The following is a 14883-nucleotide window of genomic DNA, read 5'->3' as shown; positions in this document are numbered from 1 at the left end:
TTGTTACTTCGCTTGTGGGTATACGTAATCTAACCAGCCCCACTTGTCTTCGGTGGTGCCGTTGAACAGGCCGAAGTAAGCTGCTTGTAGATCTTGGGTGATCGGGCCGCGTTTGCCGGCGCCGATGTCGATACGGTCAATGCTGCGCACCGGCACAATTTCTGCGGCGGTACCGGTCATAAACACTTCGTCCGCCAGGTAAAGGGCTTCGCGCGAAATGTTGGCTTCGCGCACTTCGTAGCCTTTGTCGCGGGCGATGGTCATGATCGAATCGCGGGTGATGCCCGGCAGAATGGCGGCGGTCGCTGGTGGGGTGGTCAACACGCCGTTTTTGATCACGAAGATGTTCTCGCCTGCCCCTTCTGACAGGTAACCGTCAACGCTGAGCGCGATGCCCTCATCGTAGCCGTGACGACGCGCTTCACCACCGACCAGCAGCGATGACAGGTAATTGCCGCCGGCTTTGGCGGAGGTCGGAATGGTGTTGGGTGCCGCGCGGTTCCAACTGGAAATCATGGCGTCGACGCCGTTTTCCAGCGCTTCTTCCCCCAGATACGCGCCCCAGGGGAACGCAGCGATGATCACGTCCATTGCGGTGTCGGCAGGCGGGCAAACGCCAAGGCCGACGTTGCCGACAAACGCCAGCGGACGAATGTAGGCGCTATCGAGTTTGTTTTCGCGTAGGGTTTCGCGGGTCGCTTCCATCAGTTCATCGACCGAGTAAGGGATCGGGAAGCGGTATATCTTGGCGGAATCCTTGAGGCGCTGCGCATGTTCACGATGACGGAAGACAATCGGTCCGTTTGGCGTGTTGTAACAACGGACGCCTTCAAACACGGAGGTGCCGTAGTGCATCGCATGGGTCAGCACGTGGACGTTCGCTTCTGCCCAAGGGACCAGCTTGCCGTTAAACCAAATGTATTCTGCTGTTTTTGTTGCCATCATTGCCTTCCTTATGCGCAAACTTTGTGTTGTAAGTTGTTGTTCGGGAGTTCGTTACTCTTGATTAAAGTAACGTCAACGCTGCGAATATCCCACAACTTTTCTATCTGATTGGTCAGGAATGAGATAGGGCGGTCGCTGTCGACAATGATTTCCACACTGGCAATTTTGCTGGCGTGATTCTGGGTCGCGGCGACCTGTTTGATCACAAAACCCCGGTGGCGGGTGACACGCAGTACACGTTCCAGCAGCACGGGTTTATCATCCGCTTTGATGTCTATCAGGTATCTTTCCATGTTAGGTGTTCTCCAGCATGTCATTGTTTGAAGCGCCCGGCGGAACCAGCGGCCAGACATTTTCTTCTTCATCGATCAGCACGTGCAGCAGGTAGGCGGTTTTACTCGCCAGCATTTCTTCCAGGGCGGGCAGCACATCCTCTTTACGGGTGATGGTTTTTCCTGGAATATCAAACGCCTTGGCCAGCATCACGAAATCCGGGTTGTCATCGAGAATGGTCTCACTGTGGCGACCGTCAAAGAACAGTGACTGCCACTGACGCACCATGCCGAGACGCTGGTTGTTGAGCAATACCATCTTGACTGGGATCTGGCGGCGTTTGAGTGTGCCGAGCTCCTGCACGTTCATCATAAATGAGCCGTCTCCTGAAATAAGGATAGACTGATCATCGGGTCTTGCGACCGCGGCGCCCATGGCGGCCGGCAGGCCGAAGCCCATGGTGCCCAGACCGGCAGAAGTGATGAAATTCTGCGGTTCGCGTGGCTGAATGTGCTGCGCGGCCCACATCTGATGCTGGCCGACATCGGTCGACACGATGGCGCTGTCCGGCATCATGTCGGATAGCTGCTTCAGCAGCAGTGGGGCATAGATCAGTTCGCCCGGATGGTCATAGCGCCATTTGAATCCGCTGCGCAGGCTTTCGCTGTGGTGAACCCAAGGGGAGATATCCTGGGTCAGTTCCAGTTTTGGCAGCAGATCGACGATTTCCCCGCGCAGCGGCGCATGTGCCTCGCGCAACTTATGAATTTCGGCAGCGTCGATGTCGATATGGATGACTTTGGCGTGTGGCGCAAAGGTATCGAGTTTGCCCGTCACCCGGTCATCAAAACGTGCACCGACGGCAATCAGCAGATCACACTCCTGTACCACCAGGTTGGCGGCTTTGGTGCCGTGCATGCCCAGCATACCGAGATAGTGGGGATCGTGGCGTTCGATGGTGCCAAGGCCCTTGAGCGTGCTGACGGTGGGCATCGGATTGAGACGCAGGAACTCGCGTACCGCGTGTGTGGCTTTGGCCAGTTGGACCCCGCCGCCGACGTACAACACCGGACGGGTACTTTGGGATAACAGGGTTTGAGCTTTGACCAGAGCATCATCGCTGGCTCGGGGGGCGGGAGGTGGAGTAAAGGGAGGCAGTACCGTAACTGGTGTCTGGGCCAACTGGACATCTTTGGCGATATCGACAATGACCGGACCGGGTCGGCCTGTTTTGGCCACTTCGAACGCTTCGGCCAGCGTTGGCGCCAGTTCCTCGATGTCGGTCACCAAATAACTGTGCTTGGTACACGCCAGTGACATGCCAATGACATCCATTTCCTGAAACGCATCGGTCCCGATGTGAGAGCTGGCGACCTGGCCGGTGATGGCGACTAAGGGGATGGAGTCGAGAAAAGCATCGGCCAGACCTGTCACCAGATTGGTGGCGCCCGGCCCGGAGGTGGCCATACAGACTGCCACATCCTGAGTGGCCCGGGCCATTCCGATGGCGGCCATGGCCGCGCCTTGCTCGTGACGGCAGAGGATATGTTCTACCCCGCCGTCGTACAAGGCATCGTAGATTGGCATGATGGCGCCACCCGGATAACCAAACACGGTTTGGATGCCTTGTTGTTTTAATGCGGCTACGACTAATTGAGCACCTGTCATCGTAAGCCTCCCTGACTACCCTGGTAGCCTTGTTGTGTTGTGTTGCACGGCATGTGCGCTCCCGTTCTTCCTGTCATTCTCGACTTGTCGTTATGTGTCCATTGCAGCTTCTTGAGCTGTAAAAAAACCCCCGGACTTTTCAGTGCGGGGGTTTTTTTGAATTTGTGGTTATTTGTCGCCCACAATCCCCCGCGCGGTACCAATCAGGACCACGATAATCAGGGTAATAAGTGCGTTGAAGCGGGCGTTAATCGTCATTATTTTTTTCGTCTTGTTGTGTTGCGTAAATATGGTACGAAACGGTTTGCGTCTCTAGTGTTAACACACCTTTCTGTTAATTGACAAGCAAAAACTCATTCTTTTTTCACATTCCGTCAGCATTTGTACGCGCTATATAACAAGGTTGCTCGATCGTATTCGTGCCGATAACAGGGATGAATGGTTTGTAATCAGTAACAAGGAAGGTTTATGGGCTTAGCCATTATCCACAGCCGTGCCAGTGTCGGGGTGGAAGCGCCGCCGGTGACGGTGGAAGTACACATCAGTAACGGAATGCCGGGTTTCACCTTAGTGGGGTTGCCGGAAACCACCGTCAAAGAAGCCAAAGATCGGGTGCGTAGCGCGATCATCAACTCGCGTTTCGAGTTTCCGGCCAAACGGATCACGGTCAATCTTGCGCCGGCGGATTTGCCCAAAGAGGGCGGCCGTTTTGATTTGCCAATTGCGCTCGGAATACTGGCCGCCTCAGAGCAGCTGCCGCGCACTCGTCTGAACGAGTGCGAGTTTGTCGGCGAGCTGGCGTTATCCGGCGCGCTCCGGCCGGTCAAAGGGGTATTGCCAGCAGCCCTGGCGGCCAAGCATATTGGCCGCGCGCTGATCGTGCCGCATGACAATGGCGATCAGGCGGCGCTGGTGGGGGCCGCACCGCATAAATCGGCGCAGGCGCTGCTAGAGGTGTGTGCGGATCTGTGTGGCCAGCAGGCGCTGGGGTTGCATCGGTCACCTGACCAGGGTGAACGCCGTGCATCCGGACGGGATTTACAGGACATTATCGGCCAGCAACAGGGCAAACGCGCGCTGGAAATCGCCGCGGCGGGTAATCACAACCTGCTGTTTCTGGGTCCGCCCGGAACCGGTAAAACCATGTTGGCGTCGCGATTGTGCGATCTGTTGCCGGAGATGAATGATGAAGAGGCGATGGAGACAGCTTCGATCGCCTCCCTTACCCAACAGGAGATCAATCAGCACAACTGGAAACTGCGTCCGTTTCGCGCGCCGCACCATTCCAGTTCGATGGCTGCGTTGGTGGGCGGCGGCTCGGTGCCCCGTCCGGGGGAAATTTCGCTGGCACACAATGGCCTGCTGTTTCTCGACGAGATGCCGGAGTTCGAACGCAAGGTGTTGGATTCGCTGCGTGAGCCGCTGGAATCCGGGGAGATCATCATTTCACGAGCTCAGGGGAAGACCCGCTTTCCGGCCCGTTTTCAGTTGGTTGGGGCGCTCAATCCCAGCCCGACAGGCTACTACGAAGGCAATCAGGCACGGGTCAACCCGCAAATCATCCTGCGTTATCTGAGCCGTCTGTCCGGGCCGCTGCTGGATCGGTTTGATATGTCGATCGAAATTCCGTCCCTGCCACAGGGCACGTTGGCGGAAGGCGGCGATCGCGGTGAGCCGACGGAGGTGGTTCGCGGTCGGGTGGCGCAGGCCAGAACGCAGATGCTCAGCCGCAGCGGGAAAGCCAATGCTTTGCTTGGCAGTCGGGAAATTGAGCGCCACTGCCCGCTGGCGAAAGCCGATGCGCAGTTTCTTGAAAGTGCGCTGCACCGGTTGGGGCTGTCGATTCGAGCTTATCACCGCATCATCAAAGTGGCGCGCACCATTGCGGATCTGGAAGGGACCGAACAGATTGCCCGGCCCCATTTGGCGGAAGCATTGGGATACCGGGCAATGGATCGGCTGCTCAAACAGCTCACCGCGCAGGCGGTGTGAGGATCAGAAGGTGTAGTTGACACCCAGCGAGAGCAAGTATTCCGACGCGTCGTAAAAGTCGAGGTTGGCACTGGTTTCGCTGTAGCCGCCAAGGGCCACCAGTGACCAGTTCTGCCAGCCGAACGGTTGCTGATATTCGTAAGCGGCAAACAGGCTTAGTTCATCTTCGTCGCGCGCGCGGCCGTTGAAGGTGGCAGCGCCATGCTCAAAATCACGTGTGGCGTATCCAGCCGTCAGAGCCAGATTGTGCGCGCCGAACGATTGGAACAGGCTGAGTTCCGCGCCGTATTGGTCATAACTGTTGGCGCGGCCGTCGGCATCAAAGTGGATGTAGGTCGCGGCCGGCATCAGGAACACGCTGCGGCTTAACGGTAGACGATATTGAGCTTTGGCGTAGTAGAGGTCGCCATCGCGTCGCAGGTCGCGGTCGGTGACGTCATCGTGGTCAACGTCTTTCTGGCCGTAGGCAAAGTCCAGCGTCAGAGGCGTGCCGCCGATGTTGTCGAGTTTAAAACGGTAGGCGATGCCGTCCACATCGGTCTCTTTACGCGCCACGTCGGTGGCGTACGGATTGCGCCATACTTCACCAGAGAGAATAGTGGGTAACACGGATACGTCGACGATGGTGCCACCGGGCATTTGATACTTGTACCCCAGTTCAAACGCCAGTGTCCCGACCGCGATGTCTTCACGCGAGGTACCGGCGTAGATCTGTTGCTGGCGGGCGCTGCCGAAGGTATAGGCGACGCTGCCAAGTGGTGCCAGCAGGAAACCACTCTCAGAGCTGGCTTCGTGATCGAGTGAGCGGATGGTTTTGTCGCCGTCGGTATTAAAATTGGAGGTGCTTGAGGTGTAACCGACGTTGAATGCAATTTCGCCGCTCAGGCCTGCTTGTGGGGCCAGCGCTGCGTGAACTGGTAAGGCCAGCACACTCAGTGAAAAGATGGGGATCGCACGCATCATGCGTTAAGCTCCTTGTTTTTGATGATAAATGTCGCAACTGTCTGTTGCATTTGTGCAGGCACGAGCACAATAAAACTAATCAGACCATTGGTCTGGCGATTCCAATGTGAATTGGGCCTTGTATAATTACACGCTGTTTTATTGTTCACATTTCTGGCGCGTTAATCAATCATGTTGGCTTATCTTATCCTGATCCTGAATGTTTTCCTGGTGGCACTGAACTCTGCGGTGTGTTCTGTGGTGATCTGTCTGATTGCAATTTTGAAGCTGCTGCTCCCCACACCGGCGCTGAAAGCCAAAGGGACACAGTTGGCCAATCGGGTGATGTGGTTGTGGGCGAGCGTGAATCATGCAGTGCTGAATCTCACCAACCAGATTGAGTGGGACGTTCAGGGACTGGATGGGCTGAAAAAAGATGGCTGGTATCTGCTGATCAGCAACCACCTCAGCTGGACTGACATCGTCGTGCTGTGTGGCGTATTCAAAGATAGCTTGCCGATGCCGAAGTTTTTTCTCAAACAGCAACTGCTCTATGTGCCCTTTATCGGCATGGGTTGCTGGGCTCTGGATATGCCGTTTATGCGCCGCTATTCGCGTGAATATCTGCTGCGTCATCCGGAAAAGCGCGGCCAGGACCTGCTCACCACCCGTCGCTCCTGCGCCAAATTCCGCCACACCCCGACCACGGTGGTGAATTATGTCGAGGGCACCCGTTTTACCGCAGAGAAGCAGGCGGCCAGCCGTGCTGGCTATCAGCATCTGTTGGCGCCGAAATCCGGTGGGATTGCCTACACCCTGGCGGCGATGGGTGAGCAGTTTGATAAGATCATCGACGTCACGCTGGCGTACCCCGACAACCGCGACAAACCGTTTCGCGATGCGCTCATGGGGCGGATGCGAAAAGTGGTGGTGCATGTCAAAGTGCTGCCCGTGGATGAGCAGGTGCAGGGCGACTATTTCAATGACAAACCTTACAAGCGCCAGTTTCAGCACTGGCTGGGACAGCTATGGCAGGACAAAGACGCCCGGCTGGCGCAGATTTACCGCCGCGCGCCCGACGAATTGCTGTCGAAAGCGCGGTGCACGCAGCAGCCGTAACGGTCGCTGTGAAAAAAACCAGCCACAGCGGCTGGTTTTTTTGTGTCTGCGAATTACTTGAGTGTCAGCAGGTAGTTAACCAGTTCGAAGTATTGGTCAAGTGACTGCAGTCCCTGTGTTTGAACCAGGTACTTGTTGTTAACAATCACGGACGGTACGCCGCGCAGACCCGCGTCCTGGAACTGTTTGTCAGAGCGGCGCACCATCGAGTCGACGGCAAAGCCGTTGAATGCGGCATCGAACTTCTTGCCATCCACACCTTCATCGATGAAGATCTGGCGTAGTTCTGCGGCGTCTTTAGGTGGCTTACGCAGGTTGTGAATGCGGTTGAACATCACCGGCACCATTTTGTCTTCCACGCCGAGAACCACCATGGTCGCGTAGGCTTTGCTCATGGTTTCGCCCATGTTGCCACCCATGAACGAGACGTGATTTTTCTGCAAGGTAGCGTTCGCAGGCAGACGCTGTTTGAGTTGCTGAATGACAGGCTCAAACTCGTTACAGTGCGGACAGTAAAACGAGAAAAACTCGCTCACGGTCGGCTTGGCCGCGGGCTCAAGATTGTCGACCTGGGTGTAGTTGACGCCTTCTTTAAACTGAGCCGCGTGGGCGCTCAGGCTCAACATCAGTGTTGCAGCAAAGGCAAACAGCTTTTTCATTGTGTTCTCCATGATTTCTTGTCTAACGGCTAATAGTGTGGCATCAGAGACAGCGGCGCTTCGCCTAAAGCGGCGATCTGCTCTTTAAACGCCAGGACCTGACTTTCCCAATACTTTGGATCATCAAACCAGGGGAAAGCAATCGGAAATGCGGGATCCTGCCAGCGTTTTGCTAGCCATGCCATGTAATGCACCATTCGTAGACCACGCAATGGCTCGATAAGTTTCAATTCGGCCGGATTGAAATCGCAAAACTCCTGGTACGCGTCCAGAATGACATCCAACTGCATCAGTTTGTCACCGCGCTCGCCACTGAGCAGCATCCACAAATCCTGCACGGCCGGGCCATTGCGGCTGTCGTCCAGATCGACAAACATCGGCCCGTCGCGCCACAGAATGTTACCCGGGTGGCAGTCACCGTGCAGCCGGATAAGCTGAGCATCCGGACGCCAGTGTTGCTCCAGCTCAGTGATCAACAGATCGAGGTCGTTAAAAAACGCCGTTTGCAGATGCGGCGGAATAAACGGCGACTGTTGCAGCAGAGCCCGTGGCTGATAAAGGTATTCGTCCAGGCCGAGGGTCGGGCGGTGCTGGAATGGCTGTCGGCTGCCGACTTTGTGGATCCGGCCGAGAAAGCGCCCAACGCCTTCGAGCTGGTCAAGATTGTCGACCTCAAACTGACGCCCGCCGACGCTGGCAAACAGCGCAAACAGATACCCCTGGTAGTGATGCAACGTGGCGCCGTGTAAGCGTACGGGTGGGGCGACTGGAATGTCGGCTTCCAACAGCTCCTGGGTGAAGTCGTGTTCTTCCTGAATTTGCTCAGGGCTCCAGCGCCCGGGGCGATAGAACTTGACCACAAAACGGCGCCGGTCTTCATCACTGAACTGATAGACGCGGTTTTCGTAGCTGTTGAGCGGCAGAAATCCCGACTCGGCGCGAATGCCGATGCTTTCGAGGGCATACCACATAAAATCCGGAGTCAGGGCGTCAAAATTAAAGGCTTGTTCGGTCATATAAATGCTTGATTGATAAAACTCCCTTAATACTAGCATGAGTTGACCGCTTTCCGGTGGGCAATAAAAAAGGCTCATTGCTGAGCCTTAATCGAGCGGGTTAGAGCTTCTTAATAAAGCGGCTTTCCACTTCGGTGGTAAAGTCCTGTTCATCTGACAGCACAAACTGAATGGTGGCGATCGGTTTGCTCAGGCTGTCCGGGTTGACCCCGAGGCTCATTGGCAGGTTGTACACTTCACCGGGCTGGACTTGCACGGTTTGTTTGCCATACCAGGAGACATCACTTAACCCTTTCACGCTGAGTTGATACTCCTGCAACTGCTGGGTCTTATTGATGATTTTCAGCGTGTAGGTGTTTTCTACTTCGCCGGCGCCGTTCATGCGGAACAACTGGTTGCGGTCTCGCAGTACGCTCAGGCCCGCTGGATCGACACTGGCGACTTGAGCAAAGAACAGACCGATCATCAGCACCATGACGGCGCCGTAGCCAAGCAGTTTTGGCCGCATGACCTTGGTGTGTTTACCGCCCAGGCGATGTTCGGTGGTGTAGCTGATCAGCCCTTTGGCGTACCCCATCCGCTCCATGGTGTTGTCACAGGCATCAATACAGGCACCACAGTTGATGCACTCGTATTGCAGTCCATCGCGGATATCGATCCCGGTTGGGCAGACCTGCACACACAGATCGCAGTCAATACAGTCGCCCAGTCCGAGCGCTTTGGGATCGGCTTTGCGCGGACGGGGGCCGCGTTGCTCGCCGCGTTGGTTGTCATAACCGACGATGAAGGTGTCTTTGTCGAACATGGCGGACTGGAAACGGGCGTAAGGACACATGTGGATGCACATGATAGAGCGCATCCAGCCGGCGTTCCCATAGGTACAAGCGGCAAAAAACAGGATCCAGAAAACCGGCCAGAAGCTGGCGCTGAGGGTAAAGAAATTGATCACCAAATCCCGCATTGGCACGAAGTAGCCGACAAAGGTGAACCCGGTGGCGAGAGCGATCCCCAGCCAGGCTGCGTGTTTGGCGGTTTTGCGCAGCGCCAGATTGACGGTGAGTTTGCCAGCGTCCTGTTTACGGCGTTTGTTGGCACTGCCTTCGAGCTTTTCCTCGAACCAGATGTACATGAAGGTCCACACCGTCTGCGGGCACAGATAGCCACACCACACCCGGCCGAGGAAAGTGGTGATAAAGAACAGGCCGAAAGCGGCAATCATAAACAGCAGCGCCAGCAGGGTCAGATCCTGCGGGTAAAGGGTGGTACCGAAAAAGTTGAACTGCTGATTGCCGATATCCAGCAAAATCGCCTGGCGATCGCCGTATGGAATCCAGGGAATGGCAGCAAACAGCACCAGCAAAAACCAGCCACCGTAGCGGCGCAATTGCTGATAGGTGCCTTTGCTCTCGCGGACATAGATGCGGTTGCCGGGATTAAACCTGTCTTGGTTCCCTTTGTGGGTCTTGGGATTAAAGGTTTTGGGCGTCACATCTTTGATGTCGATTTTATCCTGACTCATTACGCTTCCTTCTTGAGCTCTGGGCGAAATTTCTGCCGATTCCGCTCCGGTGACATGGCTTCAGTGCCGCGGCGCTAAAATCAGCCCGGGCTTTAAATATTTTAGTAAATTCTTATGGACGGCGATTATACAACCAATAACAATTTCATTTCTTTAACGCTATCAACCTTTAACAACAAAGATCGCTACAGTTTTGGCAATAAATCTCCGATCAGATGGCAACAAGGCGACCCGAGGTCGCCTTGTCAGTCAATCAGTTTTCGTGGTCAATCGATGATCCCGCGAGCGCGCAAAATCGCGGTTTTGAAATCGTCTTCCTGGTCTTTTTTCAGCCCTGGAATCATCTCGTTTTTGCCGCTGTTGCGCATTTTCAGGTGATAGATGAGCACGTCATCGGTCAGTGCCTCAAGCGGGCCCTGATAACCGGCTTCAGCGGCCAGTTTGGCGATGAATTGCATCAAATTGAGTTCCTGATCCTTGAGCCATTCGGGTTGCAACAGCTCAACCAGTTCTTCGATACGATGGCATTGCATAACGTTCTCCACACAATTTATAGGTCTTTGTCGTAAGGTATCAGATCCGGCGAGGAACACCAACTATGGGGAGGAGCGAGACGGACGGGCAATAAAAAAGCGCAGTGGAAGCTGCGCTTTTGACTTATGCCGCTTTAACGACTTTATTTGGCGCAGGGGCTGCAAGCGCAGTCTGCTCAACTAAAGTCATCGCAGGCGCTGTTTTTTTGCTAGTCGGAGCAGCCGCGAAACCACTACGACGACGCATTGCACTGCGGTTTGTTTGCGAGAACCTGACGGTTGTTGGGCGCATTAACTTACCTAACTGTCAGGCATATCCATTGCCAAATGAATGGCCTGGCTGACCATGAGTTGGGCTTCAAACACGTTGAAGTTTGGCTCTTTCTGGCGTTCGCCGATCCAATTAATCAGCCAGGAATAATGATATGCATGCATATCGCGAATAGATTAGCAGCTTCCGTTGAATTGATCGACATTTAATCAATCCATTTGGTGTATATACCCGGGCGACGTCCGGGTGTATGTTGGTGATCTCATCCGGGAGCCTGTCACTTTCGGATTTGAGTTTCAGGGAAAAGACAGATTACTATGGGCCTTATTCAAGGAGGTGTGTATGTCGTTTTTCAAGAAAACCCTCGCCAGTTTTGGTATCGGCTCAGCGAAAGTCGACTCGGTGCTGCGCCAGGAAGTGTTGTATCCGGGGCAGACGGTCAACATCACCATTCATGTGTATGGTGGTGCGTCACAACAGGAGATCGACAACATTGAGCTCAAATTGTGCTGCCGTTACATCGACGAGGAGCCGCTCAACCGGGAAAACGGCGGCGGTCAGATGCAGCGGGTCAAACGCACGCACCAATTGGCGCACTGGAGCCTGCCGTACGCGTTTACCATTCATCCGGGTGAGACACGTGATTTTGAGGTCGAGCTGGATGTACCGTGGAACACACCCGTCACCATCGGAGATGCCAAAGTGTGGCTGGAAACCGGGCTCGATATTGCGATGGCGGTCGACCCGAGTGACAAAGACATGTTAACCGTGCGCCCGGATCCACTGATCGACGGTATTTTTACTGAGCTGGAAGCGCAAGGGCTGCGGATTCGTCAGGTGGAGTGTGAGGCCGCCAAAGGTTTTGCGCTGCCGTTTGTGCAGGAGTTTGAGTTTGTGCCGACCACCGGGCCGTATCATGGCCGCTGGCGGGAATTGGAGATTGTGGCTTATCGCGAGGAGGACGAGCTGAAGCTGTGGTTTGAAATCGATCGTAACCGCAGCGGCGGACGGGGTCTGATGGCATCCTTGCTGGGCTCGAATCAGCTCAAACGCCAGTTGAGTATTGCCGCTGGCACCGAGCCCGATCAAGCGGGTAAGCAGGTTCTGGCGTTTCTTGATCAGACGTCGTAACCGTAATTTCAAACTTTAAGCTTACAGGTGTTCGCTTAATGTGCCATACTCTGGAGCATGTTTTTTAGACTCCAGAGTAAGGCTTAAAATGTCATCCAACCACACGGCGTACAGCCTACGAGAAGAGATTGCCAATGCCGTCACTCACGGGATCGGCATGGTTCTCGGCATCGTCGGTCTGGTGTTGCTGCTGCTTAAATCGCTGGAGATGGACGCCGACGCGCTGACCATCACCAGCATGAGCATTTACGGCGGCAGCATGATCGTGCTGTTTCTGGCGTCGACTCTGTATCATGCAATCCCGCACCAAAGCGCCAAGCGGGCGCTGAAAACCTTCGATCACTGTGCCATTTATCTGCTGATCGCCGGCAGTTATACCCCGTTCCTGTTAGTCAGTCTGCGCACGCCGCTGGCGATTGGGCTGATGATCGTGATCTGGAGTATCGCTCTGGTAGGGATCGTGATGAAGCTGGCGTTTGTCTATCGCTTTAAACGTTTGTCCCTGATTACCTATCTGCTGATGGGGTGGTTATCCCTGGTGGTGATTTATCAACTGGCGCTTAATCTGGATGTGGGTGGCCTGACTTTGCTGGCCGCTGGCGGGATCATCTATTCGCTGGGGGTGGTTTTTTATGTGGCCAAGCGCATCCCGTTTAACCACGCCATCTGGCATGGGTTTGTGCTGGCGGGCTGCGCCTGTCACTTTTTGGCCATTTATTTCTACGTTGTCCCGATTTAACGGGTCGTCACTTCCACGATTTTCGCACTGATTTGATACTGCTCAGCCTGAGGCACCTTGAGCTTGATGAGGCGACCGTCAGCCGATTGTCTCGGACGCAGGTAGGTGTCTGCCATGCGTTTGATTGACTGCCACACCGGCAGGGTCTCGGTCGTCAATACCTGCCCGTTGGCATCGGCGATCACCAGCTCGAGATTGATTAAAATCACCGACTGCGAGATTTGCTGGTTGGTGATGGACGTCGGAATCACCAGCTGCCCGTCTTGATACTGGGCGGCGCCCAGCAGCACACTCACGCCGGAATCGGACAACTGCAGTGTCGGCTTGTCTGCGCCAGGGGTTACCAGCGTCCCGACGTGACGGTCGGCAAGCGGAATGGCTTTGGCCGTCACCAGGTTGGCGGCTGGGGTTGCCTCAGCGACACTGGCCGAGGTGGCGATCACGGCAGCGACCACTGGTGTGGCGTCGGTTGGCGCCGTGTCCTTGACCATATACTGCCAGGTAAAATCATCGTTGAGTCGGACCTGACGGCCATCCTCGAGTGTGACGACCTGAGCCGCCAGGGTTGAAGTGCTGGCGATCAGGCCAGTCAGAGCAATCCAGTGTTTCATGATTGGGTTCCTTAACGTTTCCAGAAGGCCGGGAAAAACAGCACCAGCAAGGTGAGAATCTCCAGTCGTCCCATTAACATGCCGAGGCTGAGTAGCCATTTCGCCGCATCCGGCAGCGGGGCAAAGTTGCCAGTCGGGCCAATCACTGGCCCCATACCCGGGCCGACATTGGCCACCGCAGTGATCGAGCCGGAAATACTGGTGATCGGATCCAAGCCCATGGCACTCAATCCGCCGGCAATCACAATGATGGTCATAAAATACGTCAGACCGAACGCCACCACTGAACGGATAATATCTTCATTCACCGGGCGCTGATTGTAACGCTGTACAAATACGCCCGATGGGTGGATCAGTTTCATCATCTGTTTGTGCAGCATGCTGGTGGCGATCTGAAAGCGGAAGATTTTGATCCCGCCGGACGTCGAGCCGGAGCAGGCGCCGACCATCATCAGAAACGCAAACATGGTGGTCGGCAATGCGCCCCAGGCGGTAAAGTCGCCCAGGCCATAGCCTGTGGTGGTCAGCACCGATACGATATTAAACATGGCGACGCGCAGCGCATCCAGCACGGTATAACCATCGCGCAGACACAGCCAGGCGGCGACGATCAGGCTGGCGGTAAGAAACAGATAGGCAAAACCGCGCACCTGGGCATCGTTGAACAACAGCTGAGGTTTGCGTTTGCGCAGCGCAGCAACAAACAGCAGAAACGGCAATCCTCCCAGGAACATAAACAGAGTGCCAATCCAGTGTGCGCCTTTGGAGAAGTGGTTCATCGAGCCATCGGAGGTCGAATACCCGCCGGTTGAGAGCGTAGTAAAGGCGTGATTGATCGCTTCAAACGGGGTCATGCCGGTCAGCAGATACCCCAGCATGCACAGCAGCGTCAGGATCAGGTACACCGCGACGATATTTTTTGCCACGGTTTTGGCCCGTGGACTGCTTTTGTCGGACCAGTCGGACGATTCGGTCTGGAACAGTCGCATCCCCCCGACGTTCAGCATTGGCAGGATCGCCACTGCCATAACGATAAAGCCGACCCCACCAAGCCATTGCAGAATCGAGCGCCACAGCAGAATGCTCGGCGCCATATTGTCCAGACCACTGAGTACTGTCGAACCGGTGGTGGTGATGCCGGACATGGTTTCAAAATAGGCGTCGGTAAAGCTGATGTGGTTGATAAAGACGAACGGCAGCGCCGCAAAGGCACTGGCAATGGTCCACACCAGACTGGTGATCAGAAACATGTCGCGCACGCTGAGCTTAAACTGAGCCGTGCGCCCAACCGACAGACAGATAAACGCCGCCAGGTGGGTGATGATCACCGCCTGACCAAAGTCGATAAAACCGTCGGTGCCTGTGATAAATGCCACCAGTGTCGGCACATACATAAACAGGGCCAGTTTCGAGAGCACCAGCCCGATGACAAACAGAACGGGACGAAAGTTGACCATGCCACCGA

At 55.3% G+C, this 14883-nt stretch carries 14 protein-coding genes; 4 read left to right on the top strand and 10 right to left on the bottom strand.

Translation table 11 applies throughout. The features are described 5' to 3' along the window. Positions 1 to 3: 3 nt before the first annotated feature. Genes ilvE through ilvG form a run of 3 tightly spaced genes read right to left on the bottom strand, consistent with a single transcriptional unit; the run spans position 4 to position 2886 of the window. Positions 4 to 942 (bottom strand): branched-chain-amino-acid transaminase, encoded by a 939-nt coding sequence (gene ilvE, locus VPR01S_RS19035; protein WP_021707005.1) that lies wholly within the window; start codon positions 940 to 942, stop codon positions 4 to 6. A gap of 11 nt (positions 943 to 953) precedes the next feature. Next, positions 954 to 1238, bottom strand: coding sequence for an acetolactate synthase 2 small subunit (gene ilvM, locus VPR01S_RS19030; RefSeq protein ID WP_021707004.1), 285 nt, complete (start codon positions 1236 to 1238; stop codon positions 954 to 956). Between the two features lies 1 nt (position 1239). After that, positions 1240 to 2886, bottom strand: coding sequence for an acetolactate synthase 2 catalytic subunit (gene ilvG, locus VPR01S_RS19025; RefSeq protein WP_021707003.1), 1647 nt, complete (start codon positions 2884 to 2886; stop codon positions 1240 to 1242). Between the two features lie 468 nt (positions 2887 to 3354). On the opposite strand from ilvG, the gene VPR01S_RS19020 reads away from it, so the two are divergent. Continuing rightward, a complete protein-coding gene (locus tag VPR01S_RS19020; protein WP_021707002.1) occupies positions 3355 to 4878 on the top strand; it encodes a YifB family Mg chelatase-like AAA ATPase in 1524 nt (507 codons plus the stop codon). 3 nt (positions 4879 to 4881) lie between these two features. Here the strand turns inward: VPR01S_RS19020 and VPR01S_RS19015 are convergent, their stop codons facing one another. Further along, positions 4882 to 5841 (bottom strand): DUF2860 domain-containing protein, encoded by a 960-nt coding sequence (locus VPR01S_RS19015; RefSeq protein WP_021707001.1) that lies wholly within the window; start codon positions 5839 to 5841, stop codon positions 4882 to 4884. Positions 5842 to 6012: 171 nt separating this feature from the next. On the opposite strand from VPR01S_RS19015, the gene yihG reads away from it, so the two are divergent. Then, on the top strand, positions 6013 to 6939 hold the full coding sequence (yihG, locus tag VPR01S_RS19010; protein WP_021707000.1) for a 1-acylglycerol-3-phosphate O-acyltransferase, YihG family: 927 nt from the start codon (positions 6013 to 6015) through the stop codon (positions 6937 to 6939). 53 nt (positions 6940 to 6992) lie between these two features. Here the strand turns inward: yihG and VPR01S_RS19005 are convergent, their stop codons facing one another. The 4 genes from VPR01S_RS19005 to VPR01S_RS18990 all read right to left on the bottom strand — a co-directional run bounded on the left by VPR01S_RS19005 (position 6993) and on the right by VPR01S_RS18990 (position 10666). Continuing rightward, on the bottom strand, positions 6993 to 7598 hold the full coding sequence (locus tag VPR01S_RS19005; protein WP_021706999.1) for a thiol:disulfide interchange protein DsbA/DsbL: 606 nt from the start codon (positions 7596 to 7598) through the stop codon (positions 6993 to 6995). A 29-nt stretch (positions 7599 to 7627) separates the two neighbouring features. After that, positions 7628 to 8614 carry a serine/threonine protein kinase gene (locus tag VPR01S_RS19000; protein WP_040903143.1) on the bottom strand — a complete coding sequence of 329 codons (987 nt, stop codon included), beginning with the start codon at positions 8612 to 8614 and terminating at the stop codon, positions 7628 to 7630. Between the two features lie 100 nt (positions 8615 to 8714). After that, positions 8715 to 10133, bottom strand: coding sequence for a cytochrome c oxidase accessory protein CcoG (ccoG, locus tag VPR01S_RS18995; protein ID WP_021706997.1), 1419 nt, complete (start codon positions 10131 to 10133; stop codon positions 8715 to 8717). Between the two features lie 266 nt (positions 10134 to 10399). Beyond that, positions 10400 to 10666: a YihD family protein gene (locus tag VPR01S_RS18990; RefSeq protein WP_021706996.1), complete on the bottom strand. Its 267-nt coding sequence runs from the start codon at positions 10664 to 10666 to the stop codon at positions 10400 to 10402. Between the two features lie 613 nt (positions 10667 to 11279). Between VPR01S_RS18990 and VPR01S_RS18985 the strand changes: the two genes are divergently transcribed. Together VPR01S_RS18985 and trhA are read left to right on the top strand one after the other, a co-directional pair. Next, complete coding sequence (locus VPR01S_RS18985) at positions 11280 to 12068, top strand: sporulation protein (protein ID WP_021706995.1); 789 nt, start codon at positions 11280 to 11282, stop codon at positions 12066 to 12068. 88 nt (positions 12069 to 12156) lie between these two features. Next, positions 12157 to 12807 (top strand): PAQR family membrane homeostasis protein TrhA, encoded by a 651-nt coding sequence (trhA, locus tag VPR01S_RS18980; RefSeq protein WP_021706994.1) that lies wholly within the window; start codon positions 12157 to 12159, stop codon positions 12805 to 12807. Here the strand turns inward: trhA and VPR01S_RS18975 are convergent. Beyond that, positions 12804 to 13418 (bottom strand): DUF3157 family protein, encoded by a 615-nt coding sequence (locus VPR01S_RS18975; protein ID WP_021706993.1) that lies wholly within the window; start codon positions 13416 to 13418, stop codon positions 12804 to 12806. The genes trhA and VPR01S_RS18975 overlap by 4 nt on opposite strands. 11 nt (positions 13419 to 13429) lie before the next feature. Continuing rightward, positions 13430 to 14875, bottom strand: a complete 1446-nt coding sequence (locus VPR01S_RS18970; RefSeq protein ID WP_021706992.1) for a TrkH family potassium uptake protein — start codon at positions 14873 to 14875, stop codon at positions 13430 to 13432. Between the last annotated feature and the right edge of the window lie 8 nt (positions 14876 to 14883).

The organism is Vibrio proteolyticus NBRC 13287 (assembly GCF_000467125.1).
Lineage (GTDB): Bacteria > Pseudomonadota > Gammaproteobacteria > Enterobacterales > Vibrionaceae > Vibrio > Vibrio proteolyticus.
The sequence above is the reverse complement of the archived record's forward strand: the minus strand, read 5'-3'. Positions and strand labels throughout refer to the sequence as shown.

What these genes read in the sequence shown, in the direction of transcription:
- VPR01S_RS19020 (WP_021707002.1), top strand. Translation starts at nt 3,355, where the DNA reads ATGGGCTTAGCCATTATCCACAGCCGTGCCAGTGTCGGGGTGGAAGCG.
- VPR01S_RS19015 (WP_021707001.1), bottom strand. Translation starts at nt 5,841, where the DNA reads ATGATGCGTGCGATCCCCATCTTTTCACTGAGTGTGCTGGCCTTACCA.
- VPR01S_RS18990 (WP_021706996.1), bottom strand. Translation starts at nt 10,666, where the DNA reads ATGCAATGCCATCGTATCGAAGAACTGGTTGAGCTGTTGCAACCCGAA.
- VPR01S_RS19005 (WP_021706999.1), bottom strand. Translation starts at nt 7,598, where the DNA reads ATGAAAAAGCTGTTTGCCTTTGCTGCAACACTGATGTTGAGCCTGAGC.
- ccoG (WP_021706997.1), bottom strand. Translation starts at nt 10,133, where the DNA reads ATGAGTCAGGATAAAATCGACATCAAAGATGTGACGCCCAAAACCTTT.
- VPR01S_RS18970 (WP_021706992.1), bottom strand. Translation starts at nt 14,875, where the DNA reads ATGGTCAACTTTCGTCCCGTTCTGTTTGTCATCGGGCTGGTGCTCTCG.
- ilvM (WP_021707004.1), bottom strand. Translation starts at nt 1,238, where the DNA reads ATGGAAAGATACCTGATAGACATCAAAGCGGATGATAAACCCGTGCTG.
- yihG (WP_021707000.1), top strand. Translation starts at nt 6,013, where the DNA reads ATGTTGGCTTATCTTATCCTGATCCTGAATGTTTTCCTGGTGGCACTG.
- trhA (WP_021706994.1), top strand. Translation starts at nt 12,157, where the DNA reads ATGTCATCCAACCACACGGCGTACAGCCTACGAGAAGAGATTGCCAAT.
- VPR01S_RS18985 (WP_021706995.1), top strand. Translation starts at nt 11,280, where the DNA reads ATGTCGTTTTTCAAGAAAACCCTCGCCAGTTTTGGTATCGGCTCAGCG.
- ilvG (WP_021707003.1), bottom strand. Translation starts at nt 2,886, where the DNA reads ATGACAGGTGCTCAATTAGTCGTAGCCGCATTAAAACAACAAGGCATC.
- ilvE (WP_021707005.1), bottom strand. Translation starts at nt 942, where the DNA reads ATGGCAACAAAAACAGCAGAATACATTTGGTTTAACGGCAAGCTGGTC.
- VPR01S_RS18975 (WP_021706993.1), bottom strand. Translation starts at nt 13,418, where the DNA reads ATGAAACACTGGATTGCTCTGACTGGCCTGATCGCCAGCACTTCAACC.
- VPR01S_RS19000 (WP_040903143.1), bottom strand. Translation starts at nt 8,614, where the DNA reads ATGACCGAACAAGCCTTTAATTTTGACGCCCTGACTCCGGATTTTATG.